This is a genomic window from Halobacterium sp. DL1 (assembly GCA_000230955.3).
In the GTDB taxonomy this organism is placed as follows: domain Archaea; phylum Halobacteriota; class Halobacteria; order Halobacteriales; family Halobacteriaceae; genus Halobacterium.
Window position 1 is genome coordinate 1,040,076 of sequence record CP007060.1, and the last position, 15,873, is coordinate 1,055,948.

General features: G+C 69.2%; 19 protein-coding genes and 1 tRNA gene. 4 read left to right on the plus strand and 16 right to left on the minus strand.

Annotated elements, in window-relative coordinates; translation table 11 throughout:
- Positions 1 to 36 precede the first annotated feature (36 nt).
- The 4 genes from HALDL1_06840 to HALDL1_06855 are packed head-to-tail and all read right to left on the minus strand — an operon-like array spanning position 37 to position 2,934.
- Positions 37 to 759 carry a hypothetical protein gene (locus HALDL1_06840; GenBank protein AHG03343.1) on the minus strand — a complete coding sequence of 241 codons (723 nt, stop codon included), beginning with the start codon at positions 757 to 759 and terminating at the stop codon, positions 37 to 39.
- Positions 756 to 1,433: a DtxR family transcriptional regulator gene (locus tag HALDL1_06845; GenBank protein ID AHG03344.1), complete on the minus strand. Its 678-nt coding sequence runs from the start codon at positions 1,431 to 1,433 to the stop codon at positions 756 to 758. The genes HALDL1_06840 and HALDL1_06845 overlap by 4 nt, the downstream gene beginning before the upstream one ends.
- Before the next feature lie 52 nt (positions 1,434 to 1,485).
- Positions 1,486 to 1,680, minus strand: coding sequence for a hypothetical protein (locus HALDL1_06850; protein ID AHG05217.1), 195 nt, complete (start codon positions 1,678 to 1,680; stop codon positions 1,486 to 1,488).
- Positions 1,681 to 1,740: 60 nt separating this feature from the next.
- Positions 1,741 to 2,934, minus strand: coding sequence for a threonine synthase (locus tag HALDL1_06855; GenBank protein AHG03345.1), 1,194 nt, complete (start codon positions 2,932 to 2,934; stop codon positions 1,741 to 1,743).
- Between the two features lie 106 nt (positions 2,935 to 3,040).
- Here HALDL1_06855 and HALDL1_06860 point away from each other — a divergent pair, with 106 nt between their 5' ends.
- On the plus strand, positions 3,041 to 4,312 hold the full coding sequence (locus HALDL1_06860) for a phytoene dehydrogenase (GenBank protein AHG03346.1): 1,272 nt from the start codon (positions 3,041 to 3,043) through the stop codon (positions 4,310 to 4,312).
- On the opposite strand, the gene HALDL1_06865 is transcribed toward HALDL1_06860, so the two are convergent.
- Positions 4,304 to 4,999 carry a metallophosphoesterase gene (locus HALDL1_06865; protein ID AHG03347.1) on the minus strand — a complete coding sequence of 232 codons (696 nt, stop codon included), beginning with the start codon at positions 4,997 to 4,999 and terminating at the stop codon, positions 4,304 to 4,306. The genes HALDL1_06860 and HALDL1_06865 overlap by 9 nt on opposite strands.
- Before the next feature lie 78 nt (positions 5,000 to 5,077).
- Between HALDL1_06865 and HALDL1_06870 the strand changes: the two genes are divergently transcribed.
- Positions 5,078 to 5,860, plus strand: coding sequence for a Crp/Fnr family transcriptional regulator (locus HALDL1_06870; protein ID AHG03348.1), 783 nt, complete (start codon positions 5,078 to 5,080; stop codon positions 5,858 to 5,860).
- A gap of 27 nt (positions 5,861 to 5,887) precedes the next feature.
- On the opposite strand, the gene HALDL1_06875 is transcribed toward HALDL1_06870, so the two are convergent.
- The 7 genes from HALDL1_06875 to rpl44e form a co-directional block, all read right to left on the minus strand.
- Positions 5,888 to 6,487 carry a molecular chaperone gene (locus HALDL1_06875; GenBank protein AHG03349.1) on the minus strand — a complete coding sequence of 200 codons (600 nt, stop codon included), beginning with the start codon at positions 6,485 to 6,487 and terminating at the stop codon, positions 5,888 to 5,890.
- Between the two features lie 87 nt (positions 6,488 to 6,574).
- Positions 6,575 to 7,393: a hypothetical protein gene (locus HALDL1_06880; protein ID AHG03350.1), complete on the minus strand. Its 819-nt coding sequence runs from the start codon at positions 7,391 to 7,393 to the stop codon at positions 6,575 to 6,577.
- A 277-nt stretch (positions 7,394 to 7,670) separates the two neighbouring features.
- Complete coding sequence (locus HALDL1_06885) at positions 7,671 to 8,423, minus strand: 3-isopropylmalate dehydratase (GenBank protein ID AHG03351.1); 753 nt, start codon at positions 8,421 to 8,423, stop codon at positions 7,671 to 7,673.
- 4 nt (positions 8,424 to 8,427) lie between these two features.
- Positions 8,428 to 8,610, minus strand: a complete 183-nt coding sequence (locus HALDL1_06890) for an H/ACA RNA-protein complex protein Nop10p (GenBank protein AHG03352.1) — start codon at positions 8,608 to 8,610, stop codon at positions 8,428 to 8,430.
- On the minus strand, positions 8,607 to 9,407 hold the full coding sequence (locus HALDL1_06895; protein ID AHG03353.1) for a translation initiation factor IF-2: 801 nt from the start codon (positions 9,405 to 9,407) through the stop codon (positions 8,607 to 8,609). Before HALDL1_06895 ends, HALDL1_06890 begins: the two co-directional genes overlap by 4 nt.
- A complete protein-coding gene (locus tag HALDL1_06900) occupies positions 9,404 to 9,577 on the minus strand; it encodes a 30S ribosomal protein S27 (GenBank protein AHG03354.1) in 174 nt (57 codons plus the stop codon). The genes HALDL1_06895 and HALDL1_06900 overlap by 4 nt, the downstream gene beginning before the upstream one ends.
- Positions 9,578 to 9,579: 2 nt before the next feature.
- Positions 9,580 to 9,861: a 50S ribosomal protein L44 gene (gene rpl44e, locus HALDL1_06905; GenBank protein AHG03355.1), complete on the minus strand. Its 282-nt coding sequence runs from the start codon at positions 9,859 to 9,861 to the stop codon at positions 9,580 to 9,582.
- A gap of 122 nt (positions 9,862 to 9,983) precedes the next feature.
- Between rpl44e and HALDL1_06910 the strand changes: the two genes are divergently transcribed.
- Together HALDL1_06910 and HALDL1_06915 are read left to right on the plus strand one after the other, a co-directional pair.
- A complete protein-coding gene (locus HALDL1_06910; protein AHG03356.1) occupies positions 9,984 to 11,261 on the plus strand; it encodes a hypothetical protein in 1,278 nt (425 codons plus the stop codon).
- 78 nt (positions 11,262 to 11,339) lie between these two features.
- Positions 11,340 to 11,606 (plus strand): hypothetical protein, encoded by a 267-nt coding sequence (locus HALDL1_06915; protein AHG03357.1) that lies wholly within the window; start codon positions 11,340 to 11,342, stop codon positions 11,604 to 11,606.
- Here HALDL1_06915 and HALDL1_06920 read toward each other — a convergent pair.
- From HALDL1_06920 to HALDL1_06935, 4 genes are all read right to left on the minus strand, one after another.
- Positions 11,603 to 13,999, minus strand: a complete 2,397-nt coding sequence (locus HALDL1_06920) for a YYY membrane protein (protein AHG03358.1) — start codon at positions 13,997 to 13,999, stop codon at positions 11,603 to 11,605. The two genes, HALDL1_06915 and HALDL1_06920, sit on opposite strands and share 4 nt — an antisense overlap.
- Before the next feature lie 224 nt (positions 14,000 to 14,223).
- A tRNA-Met gene (locus HALDL1_06925) sits at positions 14,224 to 14,298 on the minus strand.
- Positions 14,299 to 14,366: 68 nt separating this feature from the next.
- Entirely contained in the window at positions 14,367 to 15,062 is a 696-nt protein-coding gene (locus HALDL1_06930; protein ID AHG03359.1) for a thiJ/pfpI family protein, read from the minus strand.
- Between the two features lie 72 nt (positions 15,063 to 15,134).
- Positions 15,135 to 15,701: an adenine phosphoribosyltransferase gene (locus tag HALDL1_06935; protein AHG03360.1), complete on the minus strand. Its 567-nt coding sequence runs from the start codon at positions 15,699 to 15,701 to the stop codon at positions 15,135 to 15,137.
- Positions 15,702 to 15,873 lie beyond the last annotated feature (172 nt).

The following is a 15,873-nucleotide window of genomic DNA, read 5'->3' on the forward strand; positions in this document are numbered from 1 at the left end:
GCGAACGGTACGGGTGGGCGGACTAAAGCCCCCCGGTCACGGCAGGACGGACGCGAACGCGATGGCGTCGACGACCTGGGTGGCGGCCGCGACGACGCGCTCCCAGATGGAGACGTCGAAGAAGACGGTGAGGAAGGTGTCGAACGCGAAGAAGAAGAACAGCACCGCGGAGAAGACGTGCGAGCGCCGGGCGTCGAACGTGCTCGCGAACCGGTGGAAGAACGTGGCGTTGAGGATGCTGACCGGGATGATGGCGAGCATCTCGCCAACCCAGATGGCGGGCGTCGGTCCGTAGTCGGCGGCCAACCCGATGGTGACGAGCTGGGTCTTGTCGCCGAACTCGCCGAGGAACATCATCGCGAAGATGGGGAGGAACCCGCCGAAGTAGCGGGGCAGGCGCCGGCCGAGGAGCGAGACGTTCTGGAAGCGACCGTCGAGGGCCACCAGGCCGCCGTCGCTGGACAGCGGCCCGTCGGCGCCCTTCTCGGGCATCGAGCGGAGCAGCAGGACGCCGAACACGACGAACAGCACGCCCGTCGCGGCGTCGAGGTAGACGCCGGGTATCGCGCTCGCCAGGGCACCCCCGACGGCCACCTCGATGGCGGTCCAGATGGCGAACGCACTCCCCGCGGCCGCGACGACGATCCTGGGGTCGTACTTCGTGCTGAGGCCGGCGATGATGAACTGCACCTTCTCGCCGGGAAGCACCGCGAGCTGTGCGGCGAACGCGACGCCCGCTATCTCGAGGAACGTGCTCACACGTCGCTCACCTCGGGCTCGACGGGGCGCACGCGCAGCGACGTGGCGACCCGCTCGGGGAGGTGGACGAGTTCGCCGTCGATGCGCACGACGAACATCCCGATGGGCGCCCGCTCGACGAGTTCGAGTTCGATGCCGGGTTCGACGCCAGCGTCAGCGAGGTAGCGCAGTTCCTCGTCCTCGCGGTCGCTGACGCGCGCGACGACCAGTTGGTCGCCCTCCGCGTGGTCCGCGAGGACTTCGGTGTCCGCCTCCGTCGGCGGTTCGAGGTCCTCGCCGGGGATGGGGTCGCCGTGGGGGTCGACCGTGGGGTCGCCGAGTTTCTGGGCGAGGCGCGCCTCGAACTCCTCGGAGATGTGGTGTTCGAGGGCGTCGGCCTCGTCGTGGACCTCGTCCCACTCGTAGTCGAGGTGGTCGGCGAGGAACGCCTCCAGCAGGCGGTGGTGGCGCAGCACCTCGATGGCGACCGTCTCGCCCTCGGCGGTGAGTTCGACGCCCTTGTACTTCTCGCGGGTCAGGAGGCCTCGCTCGGTGAGTTTCTCGACCATGCTGGTCACCGTCGGCGGCGTCACGTCGAGGTGGTCGGCGATGGCGGAGGTGCGAACGGGCGGCCCCTGGTCGCGCTGGAGCGTGTAGATCGCCTTCAGGTAGTCCTCCATCACGTCCGAGAGCATCTTCGTACCACGTGTTTGAGCCGTCTAATCCTTAGGTTTGGTGGATGGTGGACTACCGTGTCGCGTCCGAGCGGCGCACCAGGAACGTCCCGACGACCACGCCGACGGTGATGGTGCCCGCGCGGAGCGCCGCCTCGTCGACGGGGTCACTGAACGCGACGGTGCCGACGACGAAGGCGGTGACGAGCGCGACGGCGCCCGCTGCGAGCGCGAACGCGAGCGGCGAAGACAGGTCGAACGTCGTCATTGCCGGAGCGTCTCGAGGAGCGGCTATAAAAATCGGGGCGTGGCCGTCGGAGCTGCGAACTCAGATGCCCTTGCTCATCAGGTGCGAGCGGATCACGTCGGCGTCCTTGTTGCCGCTGCCGGTGTTCATGATGACGACGGTGTCGTCGGGGCCGAACGCGCCATCGTCGGCGAGTGCCGAGGCGCCGGAAGCGGCCGCCGCGCACGTCGCGCCCATCTCCAGTCCCTCGTGCTGGGCGACGAGCACCGCGGCGTCGAGAATCGCCTCGTCGCTCGTCGCCACCGCGCCCCCGTCGCTCTCGCGGAGCGCGTCGAGGATCCACGGGCTGGCGCCGGGGTCGGGAATCTCGATGCCGCCACAGATGGTGTCCGGGGTGTCCCACGGTTCGTGGACGTCACGGCCCTCCTGGAACGCTCGGACGACGGGCGCGCAGCCCTCGGCCTGCGCGGCGTACATCGCCGGCAGGTCGTCGGTGAGGCCCAGGTCGCGGAACTCCTTTGCGGCCTTGTGCATGCCAACGAGGCCGACGCCGCCGCCGGTCGGGTAGACGATGTGGTCGGGGGCCTCCCAGTCCAGTTGCTCGACGACCTCGTACAGCATCGTCTTCTTTCCCTCGTGGCGGTACGGCGTGACGAACGTCTTCACGGAGTACCAGTCGTCGTGGTCGTCCATCGCGTCCTGGTAGGCCGCGCCCGCGTCACCGATGCGACCCTCGACGATGGTCATGTCGCCGCCGTGGACGTTCACCATCGCCTTGTTGGTGAACCCCGAGCGCGACGGGAGGAAGACGTGGGAGTCGATGCCCGCGCGGGCGGCGTACGCGGCGGCCGACTGTCCCGCGTTCCCCGCGGAGTTCAGCGCCACGTCGCTGGCGCCGTGCTGGGCGGCCGCGGTCATCGCGAGGGTCTGCCCGCGGTCCTTGAACGTCCCCGTCGGGTTGCGGCCCTCGTCCTTGATGAGCACGCGACCGACGCCCATCTCGTCGGCGAGTTTCGGGCAGTCGACGAGCGCCGTCGCACCCTCGTCCATCGACACCGCGGCGTCGCGGGTGAACGGGAGCAGTTCCTCGTAGCGCCACATCGAATCGAAGCGCCGCGACTCGAACTCCTCTGGCGAGACGTCGATGGCCTCGTAGTCGTACGTCGGGTCGAGGATGCCACCGCAGTCCGGGCAGCGGTGGGTCGCCGTCTCGGCGTCGAACGTTTCCTCGCAGTCCACGCAGGTGAGCCCCTGGAACGCCGGCGTCGTCTCCATGCGCGGGGGTTGGTGGGCGGGGAGAAAAGGACTGTCCCTTCGAGGGTCGCGGCCAATCACCCACGGGAGCCCCAGGTTCATGGCGTCGGCCGCGGAACAACCGAGTATGACTGATACGCGGGTCGTGGTCGTGGGCGGCGGCCTCGCCGGCCTGGTCGCGGCGCGACACCTCGCCGAGGACGGCTGCGACGTCACGCTGTACGAGCGCGACCCCGACGTCGGTGGGCGCGTGCGCTCGACGCACGCCGACGGCTTCACGTTCGACCGCGGCTTCCAGGTGCTGTTCACCGCCTACCCCGCGGCGAAACGAGAACTCGACTACGGCGCGCTCGACCTCCGGGCGTTCTCACCCGGTGCGGTCATCTGCCGTGAGGACGAGCGCTCCGTGCTCGCCGACCCGCTCCGTGACCCGACCGCGCTCACGGAGTCGCTGTTCAATCACGAGGTGACGACCCTCGACAAACTCCGGACGGTGCGCCTCGCCGCGGAACTCCGCCGGACGGCCGTGGCCGACATTTTCGACGCCCCGGACGCCACAATCGAGCAGTCCCTCTACGGCCGGGGGTTCTCCCAGCAGTACGTCGAGAACTTCGTCCGCCCCTTCTACGGCGGCATCACGCTCGACCGGACGCTGTCGACGTCGAAGCGAGTCTTCGAGTTCACGTTCAAGATGCTCGCCGAGGGAAAGACCGTCGTCCCCGCCGACGGGATGGGCGCCATCTCGGCACAACTCGGGGACCGCGCGGTGAACGCCGGCGTGGACCTTGTCACTGGCACGCCCGTCGAGCGCGTCGAACCCGAGGACGGCTCTGTGTCGGTCCGCGTGCCCGGCGAGACGGTCGAGGCGGACGCCGTGGTGGTCGCCGCCGACCCCCGGTCCAGCAGGGACCTGACCGGCGTCGAGGCCATCCCGACGGAGGCGCGAGGCTGTGTCACCCAGCAGTTCGCCGTCCCCGCCGGCCACCCACTCGGCGCCAGCGACCGCATCCACCTCAACGCCGCGGGAGAGGTGCCCAACACTGTCGCCCCGATGTCCGGCGTCGCCCCCGACTACGCGCCCGACGACCGGGAACTCGTCGCCGCGACGACCGTCGGCCGCCGGGACGAGTCGGACTCGGACCTGGAGATGCAGACCCGCGAGACGCTCGCGAACTGGTACCCTGCGGCGTCGCTCCGGGAGTTCGAACTGCTCCGGACGGACCGCATCGACTTCGCGCAGTTCGCCCAGCCGCCGGGCGTCCACCAGCGCCTGCCGGACACACGCGACCCCGAGGGGTCGGTCTACCTCGCCGGGGACTTCACGCACGGCTCCTCGATACACGGCGCCCTGGATAGCGGGCGGGTCGCGGCCCGCGCGGTCCGGGCGGACCTACAGTAGCCCCCGGAGGTCAGCGAGCGCGGGGAACCCGAGCGCCTCGTCCTCGCTCACCACTATCGGTCGGAAACCGTCGGGTTCTGCGAGCAGCGGCGAGACGGCCGCGCCGTCGGTGAGTCCGTTGACGAGTGTCCCGGGCGCCAGGCGCGTGAACGCCGGCAGCACGAGCACGTCCCGTCCCTCGTGCTGGTCCGGTCCGTAGAGGAAGCAGGGCCGTCGCTGTCCCTCGATTTCCACCGCTGGATGCTGGTGGCCCACCACGTATCGCGTGGCGTCCACATGCGGGAGTTCGTGGCCGTGGCAGACCACGGTGCCGTCGTCGAGTTCCACGAACGACTCCGCGGCGACGTCGACCGCGTCCAGCATCGCGTCGTGGTTGCCTTCGACGATCCGGAGGGCCGCGCCGGCGTCGGCGACGCCGGCCACGAGGTCATCGACGGTGTCCCGGACACCGTCGGGAACCGTGCCGTGGACGTGCAGCAGGTCGCCAGCGAACACGACCAGCTCTGGGGAGAACTCCGCGAGCAGCGCGTCCAGGCGCTCCCGGAGGTCGTTGCGCTCGCCGAGCGGGAGGGCGACGTCGGAGGCGGCGTCTCTACCGACGTGGAGGTCCGCGAGCACGAGGGCGTCCGGGCCCGGGAGGTGGACGGCCCGCTCGCCGAACGCCGCCCACGGCGGAATGTCGCTCACGCCCACACGTGGGGGCTCCGGGGAGTTAGCTGCGGCGGTCACCGATGCGGTTTTGGCACAGCGGTGAGACGGGCCGGTATGGTCGACGTCCTCGCCGACAAGCGCACGGCCACGCGCTTTCGCATCCTCGTCGAGATCGCGGACCGGCAGCCGGCCGTGAGCCAGGGTGAGATCGCGGACGCCGTCGGCGTCACCAGCCAGGCGGTCTCCGAGTACATCCGGGAACTCGTCGAGGACGACCTCGTCACGAAGGAGGGGCGCTCGCGGTACAGCGTCACGAAGGAGGGCGTGGACTGGCTGCTCCGCACCTCGGCGGACGTCCGCCGGTACGCCGACCGGGTCTCCGAGGACGTGCTCGGCGCGGTCCAGGAGGACGCCGCCGTCGCCACCGCGGCCGTCGACTCCGGCGACACGGTCACTCTCGAGATGCGGGACGGCCTCCTCCACGCCACGCCGGGCGGGGAGGGGCCAGCGACTGGCGTCGCCACAACCGACGCCGCCGCCGACGAGGAGGTCGGCGTCACCGGCTTCGAGGGCATCATCGACCTCGACCCCGGTGAGGTCACCGTCTATCAGGTGCCCTCGGTGCGCTCGGGCGGCAGCGACGTCGTAGACACGGAACGGCTCCGTGCCGCCGTTGCGGACGCCGACATTGTGCTCGCCGCGGGCGTCGAGGCTGTCGTCGCGCTCCGCAGGGTGGACACCGAACCCGGTGTGACCTTCGCCGCGGGCGAGGTCGCCGCCGAGGCCGCCAGCCGCGGCCAGCGAGTGGTCGTCGTCGCCGTCGCGGACCAGCTCGGCCGCGTCACCGACCCGCTCCGGGACGCGCCCGCGAACTACCGCGTGGCCGACCTCACGTAGCAGCCAGGTCGCGCTCGCCTCAGCGCGTCAGGACGCGGTCTCCTGGCGCGCCGCCGCGTACGCCTCTCGGACCGCCTCGAACGTCTCCCGGTCGCCGCCGTGGTCCGGGTGAACCTCCTTGATGCGCTCCCTGTACGCCGCCTTCACCTCCGCCTGACTGGCCGACGGCGACAGGCCGAGCGTGGCGAAGGCGTCCCGCACGCTGTCCGTCTCCTCGTCCGCATCCTCTTCCGGGTCGCCGAACAACTCCTCCCGGTCCGGCGTCTCGAACGGGAGCCGGCCGCCGAGGTGACTTCCCGGCATCTCGTGTTCGGCGAGCACGACGTACGTGTTCGAGTTTCTGATGCGGAAGTAGTCCGGCGCGTCGAACGTGATGGCGACGTTCCGCCGCGGCAGATAGAACGCGACGTGGGTGCCGGCGACGAAGTGCTCCTCGGCGAACGGTTCGTCAATGGCGCGCAGGTACTCCCGGATCTCCCGGCGGCGCTTCCACTCCCCGGAGCGCTCCCTCGCCGGTTTCACGGGTTCGGTCGGGTAGAGCCACTCGCCGAGGACGAACAGCGCCGCGGCCACCACCGAGGCCGCGCCTGCGATGAGCAGTCCCAGCGCCAGCCACTCCGGCAGCACGCCTAGGTGTGTGCGCTGATTGGGGAAGAATGGTTCGCCGCCTGTCGAGGTGGCGGCGTCGAACGACGGGAGCGGGAGGGGAGTGCGTTACTCCTGGGTGAGCGCCAGGTCCCCCCACGCGACCGTCTCCTGCTCGACGACGTTCGCGGGGTCGAGTTCGGGAGCGCCGAGGACGCGCGTGATGTTCGGCGGCAGATTCCCGGGGGCCGACACGGTGAACGTCTCCGAGGAGAGGTCCGCCGACTCTGGATCGGCGACGACGACCCGCATCACCATCCCGAAGCCGAGGTGGGGGAGACAGAGGAGGTCGTAGACGCCGGGCGTCTCGAACTGGTAGAGCCACGACTCACCGCCGACGACTGGGGGTGAGGTGAACCCAACCACGTCTCCCGGAATACGGGTGGGAATCTGTATCTCCGGGTTGCTGTACTTCTCGTGGAACGCGGTGACGGTGTGCTCGCCGGAGGCGGAGAGGAAGTGGACGACACCGTCGGGCATCACGTGGAGGCCGACCGGGTCGAAGTAGAACTCGAAGGGGAACGCCTCGCCACTTTCCGGGTCGAGCGGGAAGTTCTCCTGGGGGCCCTCACCCTCGACGGTCACGAGTTCTACGACGGTGTCGATGTCGACACTCCCAGTCTCGTCGGCCGCCAGCGGGTAGCCCCACGTCGGGTCGATGAGGTCGTCGAAAAAGCTACTGTCGTCCCCGTTCTCCCCACCGCCGTTTTCGCCGTTCTCGCCCTCGCCGTCGTCGCCTTCGTCCTGGCTGTCCGCCCCGACGACGGTCGCTCCGCCGAGTCCGCCGATAGCGAGGGCCCCGCCGGTGACCTCCAGGACCGTCCGCCGCGACCAGTCTCTGAACGTGCTGTTCGTCTCGTCCGTCGGCGTGCTGGTGTCTCGGGACATCCACAACACACGCCAACGCCCAGAGAAAATGTTATTCAGATTAATTTTCCCGTAGAAGTTCGCCTACATGAACCTCCTCCGCGGTAGTCACAACGATGACACACGTCCGCGGGAGCCAAGGCGACGCCGAGCCCCGGACGTGAATCAGCGACGCGGACACGGCTAAGCCATGATTCCGAGTCAGCGGATGCGCGGAAGGGCGGGGTTTATGAAACGAATCGGTCAGTTCGACCGGTGCGGTGGGCGTGGGTCACCACTCGCACGCCTGTCGACGTCGCTACCCGATGTACCGCAGGTCCTCGTCGCCGGGGCTCGGCCCCTCCTCCATCTCGCGGAGGCGGCTGACGACTTCCTCCATCTCGTCGGCGCGGTCGTCAAGGGCCTCCTCGTCGACGTCGAAGCCGAGCATCCCCTCCAGCACCGCGAGAACGGCCTTCGCGGCCTTCGGGTCGACGAGGTAGCCCGACGTCTCGCCCATCAGACAGGCGGCGTCGAGGCCGCGTTCACCACCGAGACCGAGCAGCAGGCCACTGGAGCCGACGATGCCGCCCGCGCGCTCCTCGCTGCGGAACTCGACGCCCTCCTCCTCAAGGCGCTCCTTCTGGGCCTCGTTTGAGACGGCGCCGATGACGTCGTGCTCCTCGACGAGTTCGCCAGTCGGCACGCCGCCGAGCGCGTACAGTTCCTCCGCGCCGAACTGCTGGGCGACGTCGAGGAACGCCTCCGTCAGGCGGTAGTGGCCGACGTTGTCCTGGGCCTGGTGGTCGCCAGTCAGGACAAGCAGGTCCCGGCCCTCGGTGTCGACGGCGTACACCTCGGCGCACGCGAGCTCCGCGACGCTGTCGTCGTCGACGGTCACCTGCGGCGGAAAGTGTTCGGTGTGGATGCGGCAGACCAGTTCGCTGTCCGCCTGCTCGACCACGTGTTCGGAGACGAGCTTGCCCACGTGCCCGACGCCGGGGAGCCCTTCGACGAACACCGGGTCGTCCAGTTCGGGCTCTGCCGCCCACGCGATGTCGATTTCGTCCATGTCTCTACGGGCGGCTGCGCACCTTAAGAGCGCGTCGGTAGCGTCCGTACGGGTCCTCGGGGTCGAACGGCGCGGGCGCGCTGTTCTCGGCGTCGGCGCCACACTCCGGACAACTCGCAGAAAGCGTGTACACCGGGCGGTCGTGGCGCTCGCGCCACGCCGAACACACCCGGATGTCGGACTTCATTCCTCGTCGAGCTGGCGCTCCCGGTGGAACGTTCCGGAGCCACCGAGGTCGCCGATCTTCGCGACGGCGCGGTCGGCGGCCGTCTCGAGTTGCGTCTCCGCGGTCTTGTAGTTCGGCGCCTGCACGCGGAGGCGGTACTCCGGCGCGCCGACGTACGTCACTTCGAGGTCGGCCTCGTCGGGCACCTCGCCGTTACCCTCGGCGGCCTGCAGCGCGGCCTTCACGTCGTCGACGCCGTCCGAATCCGGGGACGTCAGCGTCACGTAGCCCGTGACCGTGACGTACGGCACGGAGACGTTCTCGCGGGCCGTCTCGACGACGGCCTCCTTCTCGTCCTCGGAGAGGTCGGCGTCCTCGAGGGCCTCGTAGCCGTGGATGGCGGCCTGCTCGAACCCCTCGTAGAGGCTGCCGAAGTCGCCGAGCAGCCCGTTGGCGATGCGGCGGAACTGGTCGTCGTCCATGTCCTCGCCGAACGCCAGCGTGAGCCACTTGTCGGCCTTCTGCTCGTTCTTCCACTCCTGTATCTTGTCGGAGTGCTGGTGGTCGTTGACGTCCTTCAGCGAGAGGTCGATCTGCTGGGCGGACTCGTCTACGCCGAGCACCTTCGCGACGACGGTCTGGTCCTCGTTGACGTGGTCGCGGACGTTCTTGATCCAGCCGCTGGCCACTTCGCTGACGTGTACGAGGCCACGCTTCCCCTCGTACTCCTCGAGGTCGACGAACACGCCGAAGTCCTCGATGTCGTCGACCTTCCCGACGACGAGTTCGCCCTCCCCGGGCCAGCCGACGTACTTCATCTCGCCTCGACGGTGTCGACGACCTCACCGGCGAGTTCCGCCTCGCCGCCGGTCGGTCGCGCGAGCGTCGTGCCGCAGACGGCGCAGGCGACCTCCGTGGAGGCCTTCCCGAAGACGATCTGTTCGTTCTCGCAGTCCGGACAGACGACGGTGTAGAAGCGTCCCGCCATTGTCAGTCCTGAAGCACGAGGCGGCCGGTGCGCCATCCCTCGCGGAGGTGGGCTTTGCCACACTCGTTGCAGCGGTATTTGAGGTCCGTCTTCTTCGTCGGCTTGTTGCCGACCGGAACCTTCGAGAACCGGCCGTGGTTCCCGATGGAACGGTTCGCGCGCTTGGTGCGGCGAGCGTCCCACTTCATGCCGGAGGAACGGCCCGTTCGGACCTTCTCGACATCGAGCTGTTCGTGTGCATCGCAGTGCGGGCAGTAGCTGTTGAATCGGCGTGGCATCTCCATAGGTAAGATCAGCTCTGTTACTGGCTGCTATGACGCGGTCGTTTAAAATCCGTTTGGTTCGGGGCGGCCGGATTCGCCCGACCACGCACAGCTTTTAGTCGCCGTCCTGTGAGCCTCCCGATATGCCCTCCCGCCGGTCGCTCGCCCTCTGTTCAGTCCTCGTCGTCGCCCTGCTCGCAGCGGTCGCCCCGACGACTGCCGCGCCGCCACCCGAAGACGTCTGTGGCGCCTGCGGGTCGCAGTTCGAGTCGGCCGTCGCGGACGCCGGCGGATCGGTGTCGGTCGCCGAGAGCGCCCTCGACGTGCAGGTGTTCGAGAACGGCAGCGCACGCGTCGTCGTGACGAACCGGCTCGCGGGCTCCGACGGTGACTGGGTCGCAGACAACTCCGACGCTGTCGTCGGTGCGCTCGCGGGCCGCGGCGGTGGCCTCGCGCCCGTCCCAGCAGATGCGACCATCCAGGTCGTGGACGACCGCGTGACCGTGACGTACCGCTCGAACGACGTCGCGAGGACGACGGTGGGCGGCGTGGTGCTCGTCGACGCCTTCAGGGATACCGCGTCGTCGGGGTGGACGGTGAACGCCGACCGGTTCCGGCTGGCCGCGCCACCCGGTCACGCCGTCACCGCCGGCCCGGCCGCCACCGAGGACGGCGTCCTGACCGCGGAGCGGGGTGCGTCACTCCCCGCCGCGTTCGTCGCGTTCGCGCCCGACGACGGCGCCGTCTCGACTGTCGCGACACAGGTCGCGCTCGCCATCGAGACGGGACCACGGTTTCTCGCGAACGCGGCGCTCGTACTCGCCGTGCCAGTCCTCGCGCTCGCCGGACTCCTGCGGGGAGTCGACGCGCTCGCAGCCAGGGTGGGGGCGCCCCAGGACGCTACCAGCGTGGGTACTGCTGTGGCGCTCGGTAGCGCGGCCCTCCTCGTCGGCCTGGTGCTCTCCGGCCAGGCGACCACCTACTTCATGCTCCACGGCGCGACTCCGCTGTTCGCCGCGCTCACCGGGCTCGTGGTCGGCGGGCTCGCGGTGACCGACCGCGTCCACGACTGGCGAGCGTTCGCGGCCGCGGCCGTCGGCACGCCGCTCCTCCTCGGCGTGGTCGGCGCGGTCGTCGGGGCGAACGCGCACCCCGAGGTCGCGCTCCCGACCGTTGGTCGTGCGCTCGCCGCTGGCCTGCTCGCCGCGCAGCTCTGGACGTTCGCCGTCGTGGGAGCACTCGACGCGGCAGTCAGTGACTGGGTCAGGCTCGCGGCCGTCGTAGCACCGCTCGTCGGCGTCGTCGCGCTGCTCGGCCCGGGCATCCTCCTGGCCCCGGTCGTGCTCCTCTGGCTCGTCGTCCTCGCGCTGTTCGGCCTGCCCGCCTACCTGGTCGGCGCAGCGCTCGCCACTCGAACGTGAACCGCCGGAGCGCCGACGGCCTCGCTCGCGACGCGCGGCTTCGAAGCGTTTAATCGGGCGTGCTCCGAACCGGCGAGCATGAGACGGCTCATCATCCACGGCGACCCCGGCGTGCGCCGTGACGCCATCATCGAGTACGAGGGCGAGGAGAAGGTCCTCTTCCAGGTGACGCGCAACGGCGACTGGCACGGTCCCGACGAGGTCCAGCTCTGGTGTGTCATGGGCGACGCCGAGGAACAGGAGGACTACGACAAACGCAACTACATCCCCCACTGGCTCGAGGTCGACACCGCGGACGCAGAGGACATCACGGTCATCAAGCGCGCCGGCGACCTCGCGGTCTAGTTCTGCGTCTCGACGAGTTCCGTCCGGTTCACCGCGTAGACGGTGACTGTCGTCGTCACGGTCGCCACCGAGATGCCGGGTTCGTCGACCATGTTCGCGACCTCGTAGCGCTCCTGCTCGACGGGTCCGACCCAGATGTAGTCGACCTCGTGTTTCCGGAGGAGCACCGCCCGCGAGACGGGGTCCTCCGTCTCGAACAGGATGTCCACGTCGCTGACTCGCGTGTAGTAGGCCTCGTCGCCCCGGTATATCGTCTCCTGAATCCACCCCGCGACGGTCGGTATCCCCGTCAGGCTGGCCTCCGGGTTCTGCCAGGAGTACGGCGTCAGACCGGGCGCGGAGACGAGGTGTGGCTGGCCGGGTCTGTCGAGCAGCCACTCGATTGCCGCCGCCTCACCGGGCCGCTCGTCGTGGACGTACTCCATCGCGTCGAGGGTCGGGTCGTCTATCTGTCCGAAGTGATTCGTCAGCGCCAGGCCGCCGTAAACCGACGCCGAGACCAGCAGGACGGCGACGAGTGCCGTCCCCGCGGCCGACCGCAGTCGAGCGTTCGAACCCACTCCTCGGCGGGCGAGCGAGGCGAGCGCCACGCCGGCCGCGACCGACCAGAGCGCCCACGCCTGCGCGTACACCTTGAACACCGTGTTGAACCGCTCCGGCGAGGCGTTGTCCGCGAGGTAGACGTACTCTACGAGCACCACGAGGCCAGCGCCCGCGACGACCAGCACGCCCTCGAAACCGACCCGCGACCGGCGGCGCAGCAGCCACGCGCCGGCCACCAGCGGTCCGCCCAGCGCCACGCCGACGAAGTCCAGGGAGACGCCAGCCACGACGAGGTCGAACGTCGCGGCCAGCGTGACGAGGAACACCGCGGCGACCCCTGCGAGCGCCCAGTCCCATCGGTCCCGGGAGCCGCGAGCGACGAGGTACGCGCCCAGCGAGACGAGGAACAGACCGTGGACGATGAGGAACGAGCCGAGCTGACTCGGCTCCGGGAGGAACGCCGGATTACGTTCGGCCGCGCCGAGCAGGAGGACGTTCCAGACGAACGGCCACACCACGGCTAGCGATAGCACAGCGACGACGACCGCCGCGCCCACGCCGAACGCGACGCGCTGGAGTACCGTCCCGACGCGTCCCCCTCGCTCGAACGGCCCGCGGAACCGCGCGGGGACGAGCGTGTGCGGCGACGGGTCGGCGAGGGCGACGGACAGCGCCGTCACGCCGAGCACCGTCGGGAAACTCCACGTGTTCACGGCCAGTATCGTCGCCGCCAGCAGCGGCATCGCGCCGAACAGGAGGCCGATCCGCCGCCGAGTGCGCTGGGCCGGGGTCCGGTAGTAGGCCAGGGCCACGCCAGCGACGAGGAACAGCACCGCGACGTCCATCATGTGGCCGTGCAGGTCGCCGTTCAGGTACGCGAACAGCGGGAACTCGTTGATGCCCGTCTCCACGATGCGGCTCGCGTGCCAGCTGTCGAACGTGCCGGGCGTGATGGTCGGCGCGCGGCCCTCCCGTATCCCTGCCGCCGCCACCAGATCCTCGACGAAACCGACCTTCGACGCCAGCAGGCGCACCGGGGTCAGGAGGTTGCTGGCGAAGCCGAAGACGAACGCGGCGAGCACGCCGGCACGGACCCGCCGCGAGCGCGTGACCGCGGCCGCCGCGAGCGCCACTGGGAACACTACCAGGTACCACGACACGCCGAACGCGACCAGCGCGAGCGCGAACACGACGCCCGCCACGGCGAGCGCCGTCGAACCGCGAACAGGCTCCGTCTCGTTTCCGTCGCTCGTGCTGGCCGCTATCGTGCTCGCGAGTCCGTACGCGCCGGTGACCGCCATCGCGTAGAACCCCGCGAGCGCGGGACTGTACGCGAACCGTCCCTCCGTCCCCGTCAGCAGCGACAGCGTCGCGGCCATCAGGTGGCCGCCGTAGTAGTAGATGACGCGTTCGCCCGCGAACCACATGTCCTGTGGCGGGAGCCGGTCCGCCCGCAGCAGGCTCTGCAGGATGCCGAAGTCGAGGAACTTCTCGCCCGCGAACGGGTGGACGCCGTCCGCCGCCGCGCGAATCGCTATCAGGAACAGGAACGCCACCGTGAACACCGCGACCACCTCCGCGTACGCACGGGCGTCGACCTCGATGCCGCCGCGAGCCAGCCACGCCGACGCCGCGAGCAGCAGTACCGCGACGCCAACCACGACCCACAGTCCGAACGCGAGTTGCCCGACCCACAGCAGCGGCAGCGTCAGCAACACGAGGGCCGTCGGCATCGCCAGCGACGCCCCGCGGTCGGGCGCGTCCGGCAACACGCGCGCCGCGAACGGGAGACCCACGACCAGCAACACCTGGTAGAGGAGCCACCAGCGGACGACCACACCGTACTCCATTGACCGGACGAAGTCGACGCTTCGGCAAACGCTTTCGGGTTCGCGGCCGCAGTGGCCCGGACAACGCCGTTGTCGCAGGAGAGTAGTGGTAGGTGGATTTGAACAGGTGAATAACGGTCCTCGCTCCGCTCGGCTGCGTCACTCAGGATTCAAATCTACGCCCGCACTACGTGGATGGAAACAACTGCGCAGACGAGACTGCGCAGTCGGTTTTGCAGGAGAAGTAGCGGGAGGTAGATTTGAACTACCGATCTCCGGGTTATGAGCCCGGCGGAATCTCCTGGCTATCCCATCCCGCTACCTCTCCGTAACCCGGTCTTTCAGTTAAGGGTTCTGTTTCGGACGCCGTGTGGGGATTCTCCGCCCGCTACGCGGCGAGTTCGTCGAGGAGGGTCTGGGCCGCCGCTGCCGACGATTCGGGCCCGCGAGCCGTCACGAGGTCGCCGTCGACGGTGACACTCGTATCGCTGTCGAGTTCGGCGTCCCAGTCGCCGCCGGCAGCGACCACCTCCTCCTCGACCCAGTAGGGGAGCTTCCGGCCGTCCGGCATCCGGCCGTCGTCGTCGACGATGTCGGCCTCCCAGGCGTTCGGGAAGCCAGTCACTTCCCGCCCGTCGACGACGAAACCGGCGTCCTCGTCGTGGGCTCTCGCCTCGCGGACCCACGCGAGGATGCCCACCGCGTGACAGACGACGAGGGCCTTCTCGCTGTCGCCACTGAGCGCGTTTCGCAGGACGCGTCGCGCGTCGCGGTCCTGGTTCACGTCCCACACGGTTCCGTGGCCGCCGGGGAACACGACCGCGTCGTAGTCCACGGCTTCGACGCGGGACGTCGGCCGCGGGGCGTTCAGTCGGTCGTCGGTCTCGTGGATTTCGCGCACGCGCTCGGCTGTCTCCTCGCCGACCTCCTCGGGGTCGACCGAGCGCTCGTCGAGGACCGGCGGGTCGCCGCTCGGCGTCGCGACGGTGATGTCGAAGCCCTCGCTGTCGAGGGTCGTCAGCGGCTCGATACACTCCTCGCCCCAGTAGCCGTGCTCGCTCACGACGAACAGTGCAGATGGCATGGCTGCTCACTAGTAGCCCCGGCAGACGGAAAAGCAGCCGACCACCCGCGAAGCCGTCCGACTCTGTGGGGGTTATCCGTCGCCGTGTTCGTCGACGATGACGACGTCGCCGTCGTCGACATCCACGTTGATGAGGGTCTTCACGTCGATGCCGCCCTCGTCGAGTTCGTTCGGGCCCGCCTTCTTGATGACCGCGACGACGTCGGCGACGTCCGCGCCGATGTGGTCGAGGGCGTCCGTGATGGCGCGCAGCGTCCCGCCGGTCGAGAGCACGTCGTCGAGGACCAGCACGCGGTCGCCCTCCGTGACGTCGTTGATGTACATCTCGTTCTCCGAGTAGCCCGTCTGCTGGCTCAGCGCGACCTCGCCCGGGAGGCCGTACTCGCGCTTGCGGATGACGACCAGCGGGATGTCCGTCATCAGCGAGACGGCCGTGGAGATGTGGATACCCATCGCTGCGGGCGTGACGATCTTGTCGACGTCCTCCAGTTCGGCCTTCCGGATGATGCGGATGACGATCTCACGGAGGAGACTGGGTTCCAGCATCGGCACCCCGTCGCTGATGGGGTGGACGAAGTAGTGGTAGCCGTCCTTCTCGATGATAGGGGCGTCCAGCAGGGACTGCTTGAGCCTCTCCATGCCGGGAATACTCTTGCCGGGAATAAAAGGTGACGGAACGAGTCGGCTGCGCTCCACGCTCCCGCGACTCAGTCCACTCGCTCGACAGTCGTCGCGACGCTCGGAGCCCCGTTCCGCCACACGGGCGGCCCGGCCGGGGCTGCGTTCCAGCGGAGATTGAGAACTGTTAAGC

Excerpts from the sequence above, each read along its gene's own strand:
- HALDL1_06845 (AHG03344.1), bottom strand. The coding sequence starts at position 1,433 with ATGCTCTCGGACGTGATGGAGGACTACCTGAAGGCGATCTACACGCTC.
- HALDL1_06850 (AHG05217.1), bottom strand. The coding sequence starts at position 1,680 with ATGACGACGTTCGACCTGTCTTCGCCGCTCGCGTTCGCGCTCGCAGCG.
- HALDL1_06855 (AHG03345.1), bottom strand. The coding sequence starts at position 2,934 with ATGGAGACGACGCCGGCGTTCCAGGGGCTCACCTGCGTGGACTGCGAG.
- HALDL1_06860 (AHG03346.1), top strand. The coding sequence starts at position 3,041 with ATGACTGATACGCGGGTCGTGGTCGTGGGCGGCGGCCTCGCCGGCCTG.
- HALDL1_06870 (AHG03348.1), top strand. The coding sequence starts at position 5,078 with ATGGTCGACGTCCTCGCCGACAAGCGCACGGCCACGCGCTTTCGCATC.
- HALDL1_06880 (AHG03350.1), bottom strand. The coding sequence starts at position 7,393 with ATGTCCCGAGACACCAGCACGCCGACGGACGAGACGAACAGCACGTTC.
- HALDL1_06885 (AHG03351.1), bottom strand. The coding sequence starts at position 8,423 with ATGGACGAAATCGACATCGCGTGGGCGGCAGAGCCCGAACTGGACGAC.
- HALDL1_06890 (AHG03352.1), bottom strand. The coding sequence starts at position 8,610 with ATGAAGTCCGACATCCGGGTGTGTTCGGCGTGGCGCGAGCGCCACGAC.
- HALDL1_06895 (AHG03353.1), bottom strand. The coding sequence starts at position 9,407 with ATGAAGTACGTCGGCTGGCCCGGGGAGGGCGAACTCGTCGTCGGGAAG.
- HALDL1_06900 (AHG03354.1), bottom strand. The coding sequence starts at position 9,577 with ATGGCGGGACGCTTCTACACCGTCGTCTGTCCGGACTGCGAGAACGAA.
- rpl44e (AHG03355.1), bottom strand. The coding sequence starts at position 9,861 with ATGGAGATGCCACGCCGATTCAACAGCTACTGCCCGCACTGCGATGCA.
- HALDL1_06910 (AHG03356.1), top strand. The coding sequence starts at position 9,984 with ATGCCCTCCCGCCGGTCGCTCGCCCTCTGTTCAGTCCTCGTCGTCGCC.
- HALDL1_06915 (AHG03357.1), top strand. The coding sequence starts at position 11,340 with ATGAGACGGCTCATCATCCACGGCGACCCCGGCGTGCGCCGTGACGCC.
- HALDL1_06920 (AHG03358.1), bottom strand. The coding sequence starts at position 13,999 with ATGGAGTACGGTGTGGTCGTCCGCTGGTGGCTCCTCTACCAGGTGTTG.
- HALDL1_06930 (AHG03359.1), bottom strand. The coding sequence starts at position 15,062 with ATGCCATCTGCACTGTTCGTCGTGAGCGAGCACGGCTACTGGGGCGAG.
- HALDL1_06935 (AHG03360.1), bottom strand. The coding sequence starts at position 15,701 with ATGGAGAGGCTCAAGCAGTCCCTGCTGGACGCCCCTATCATCGAGAAG.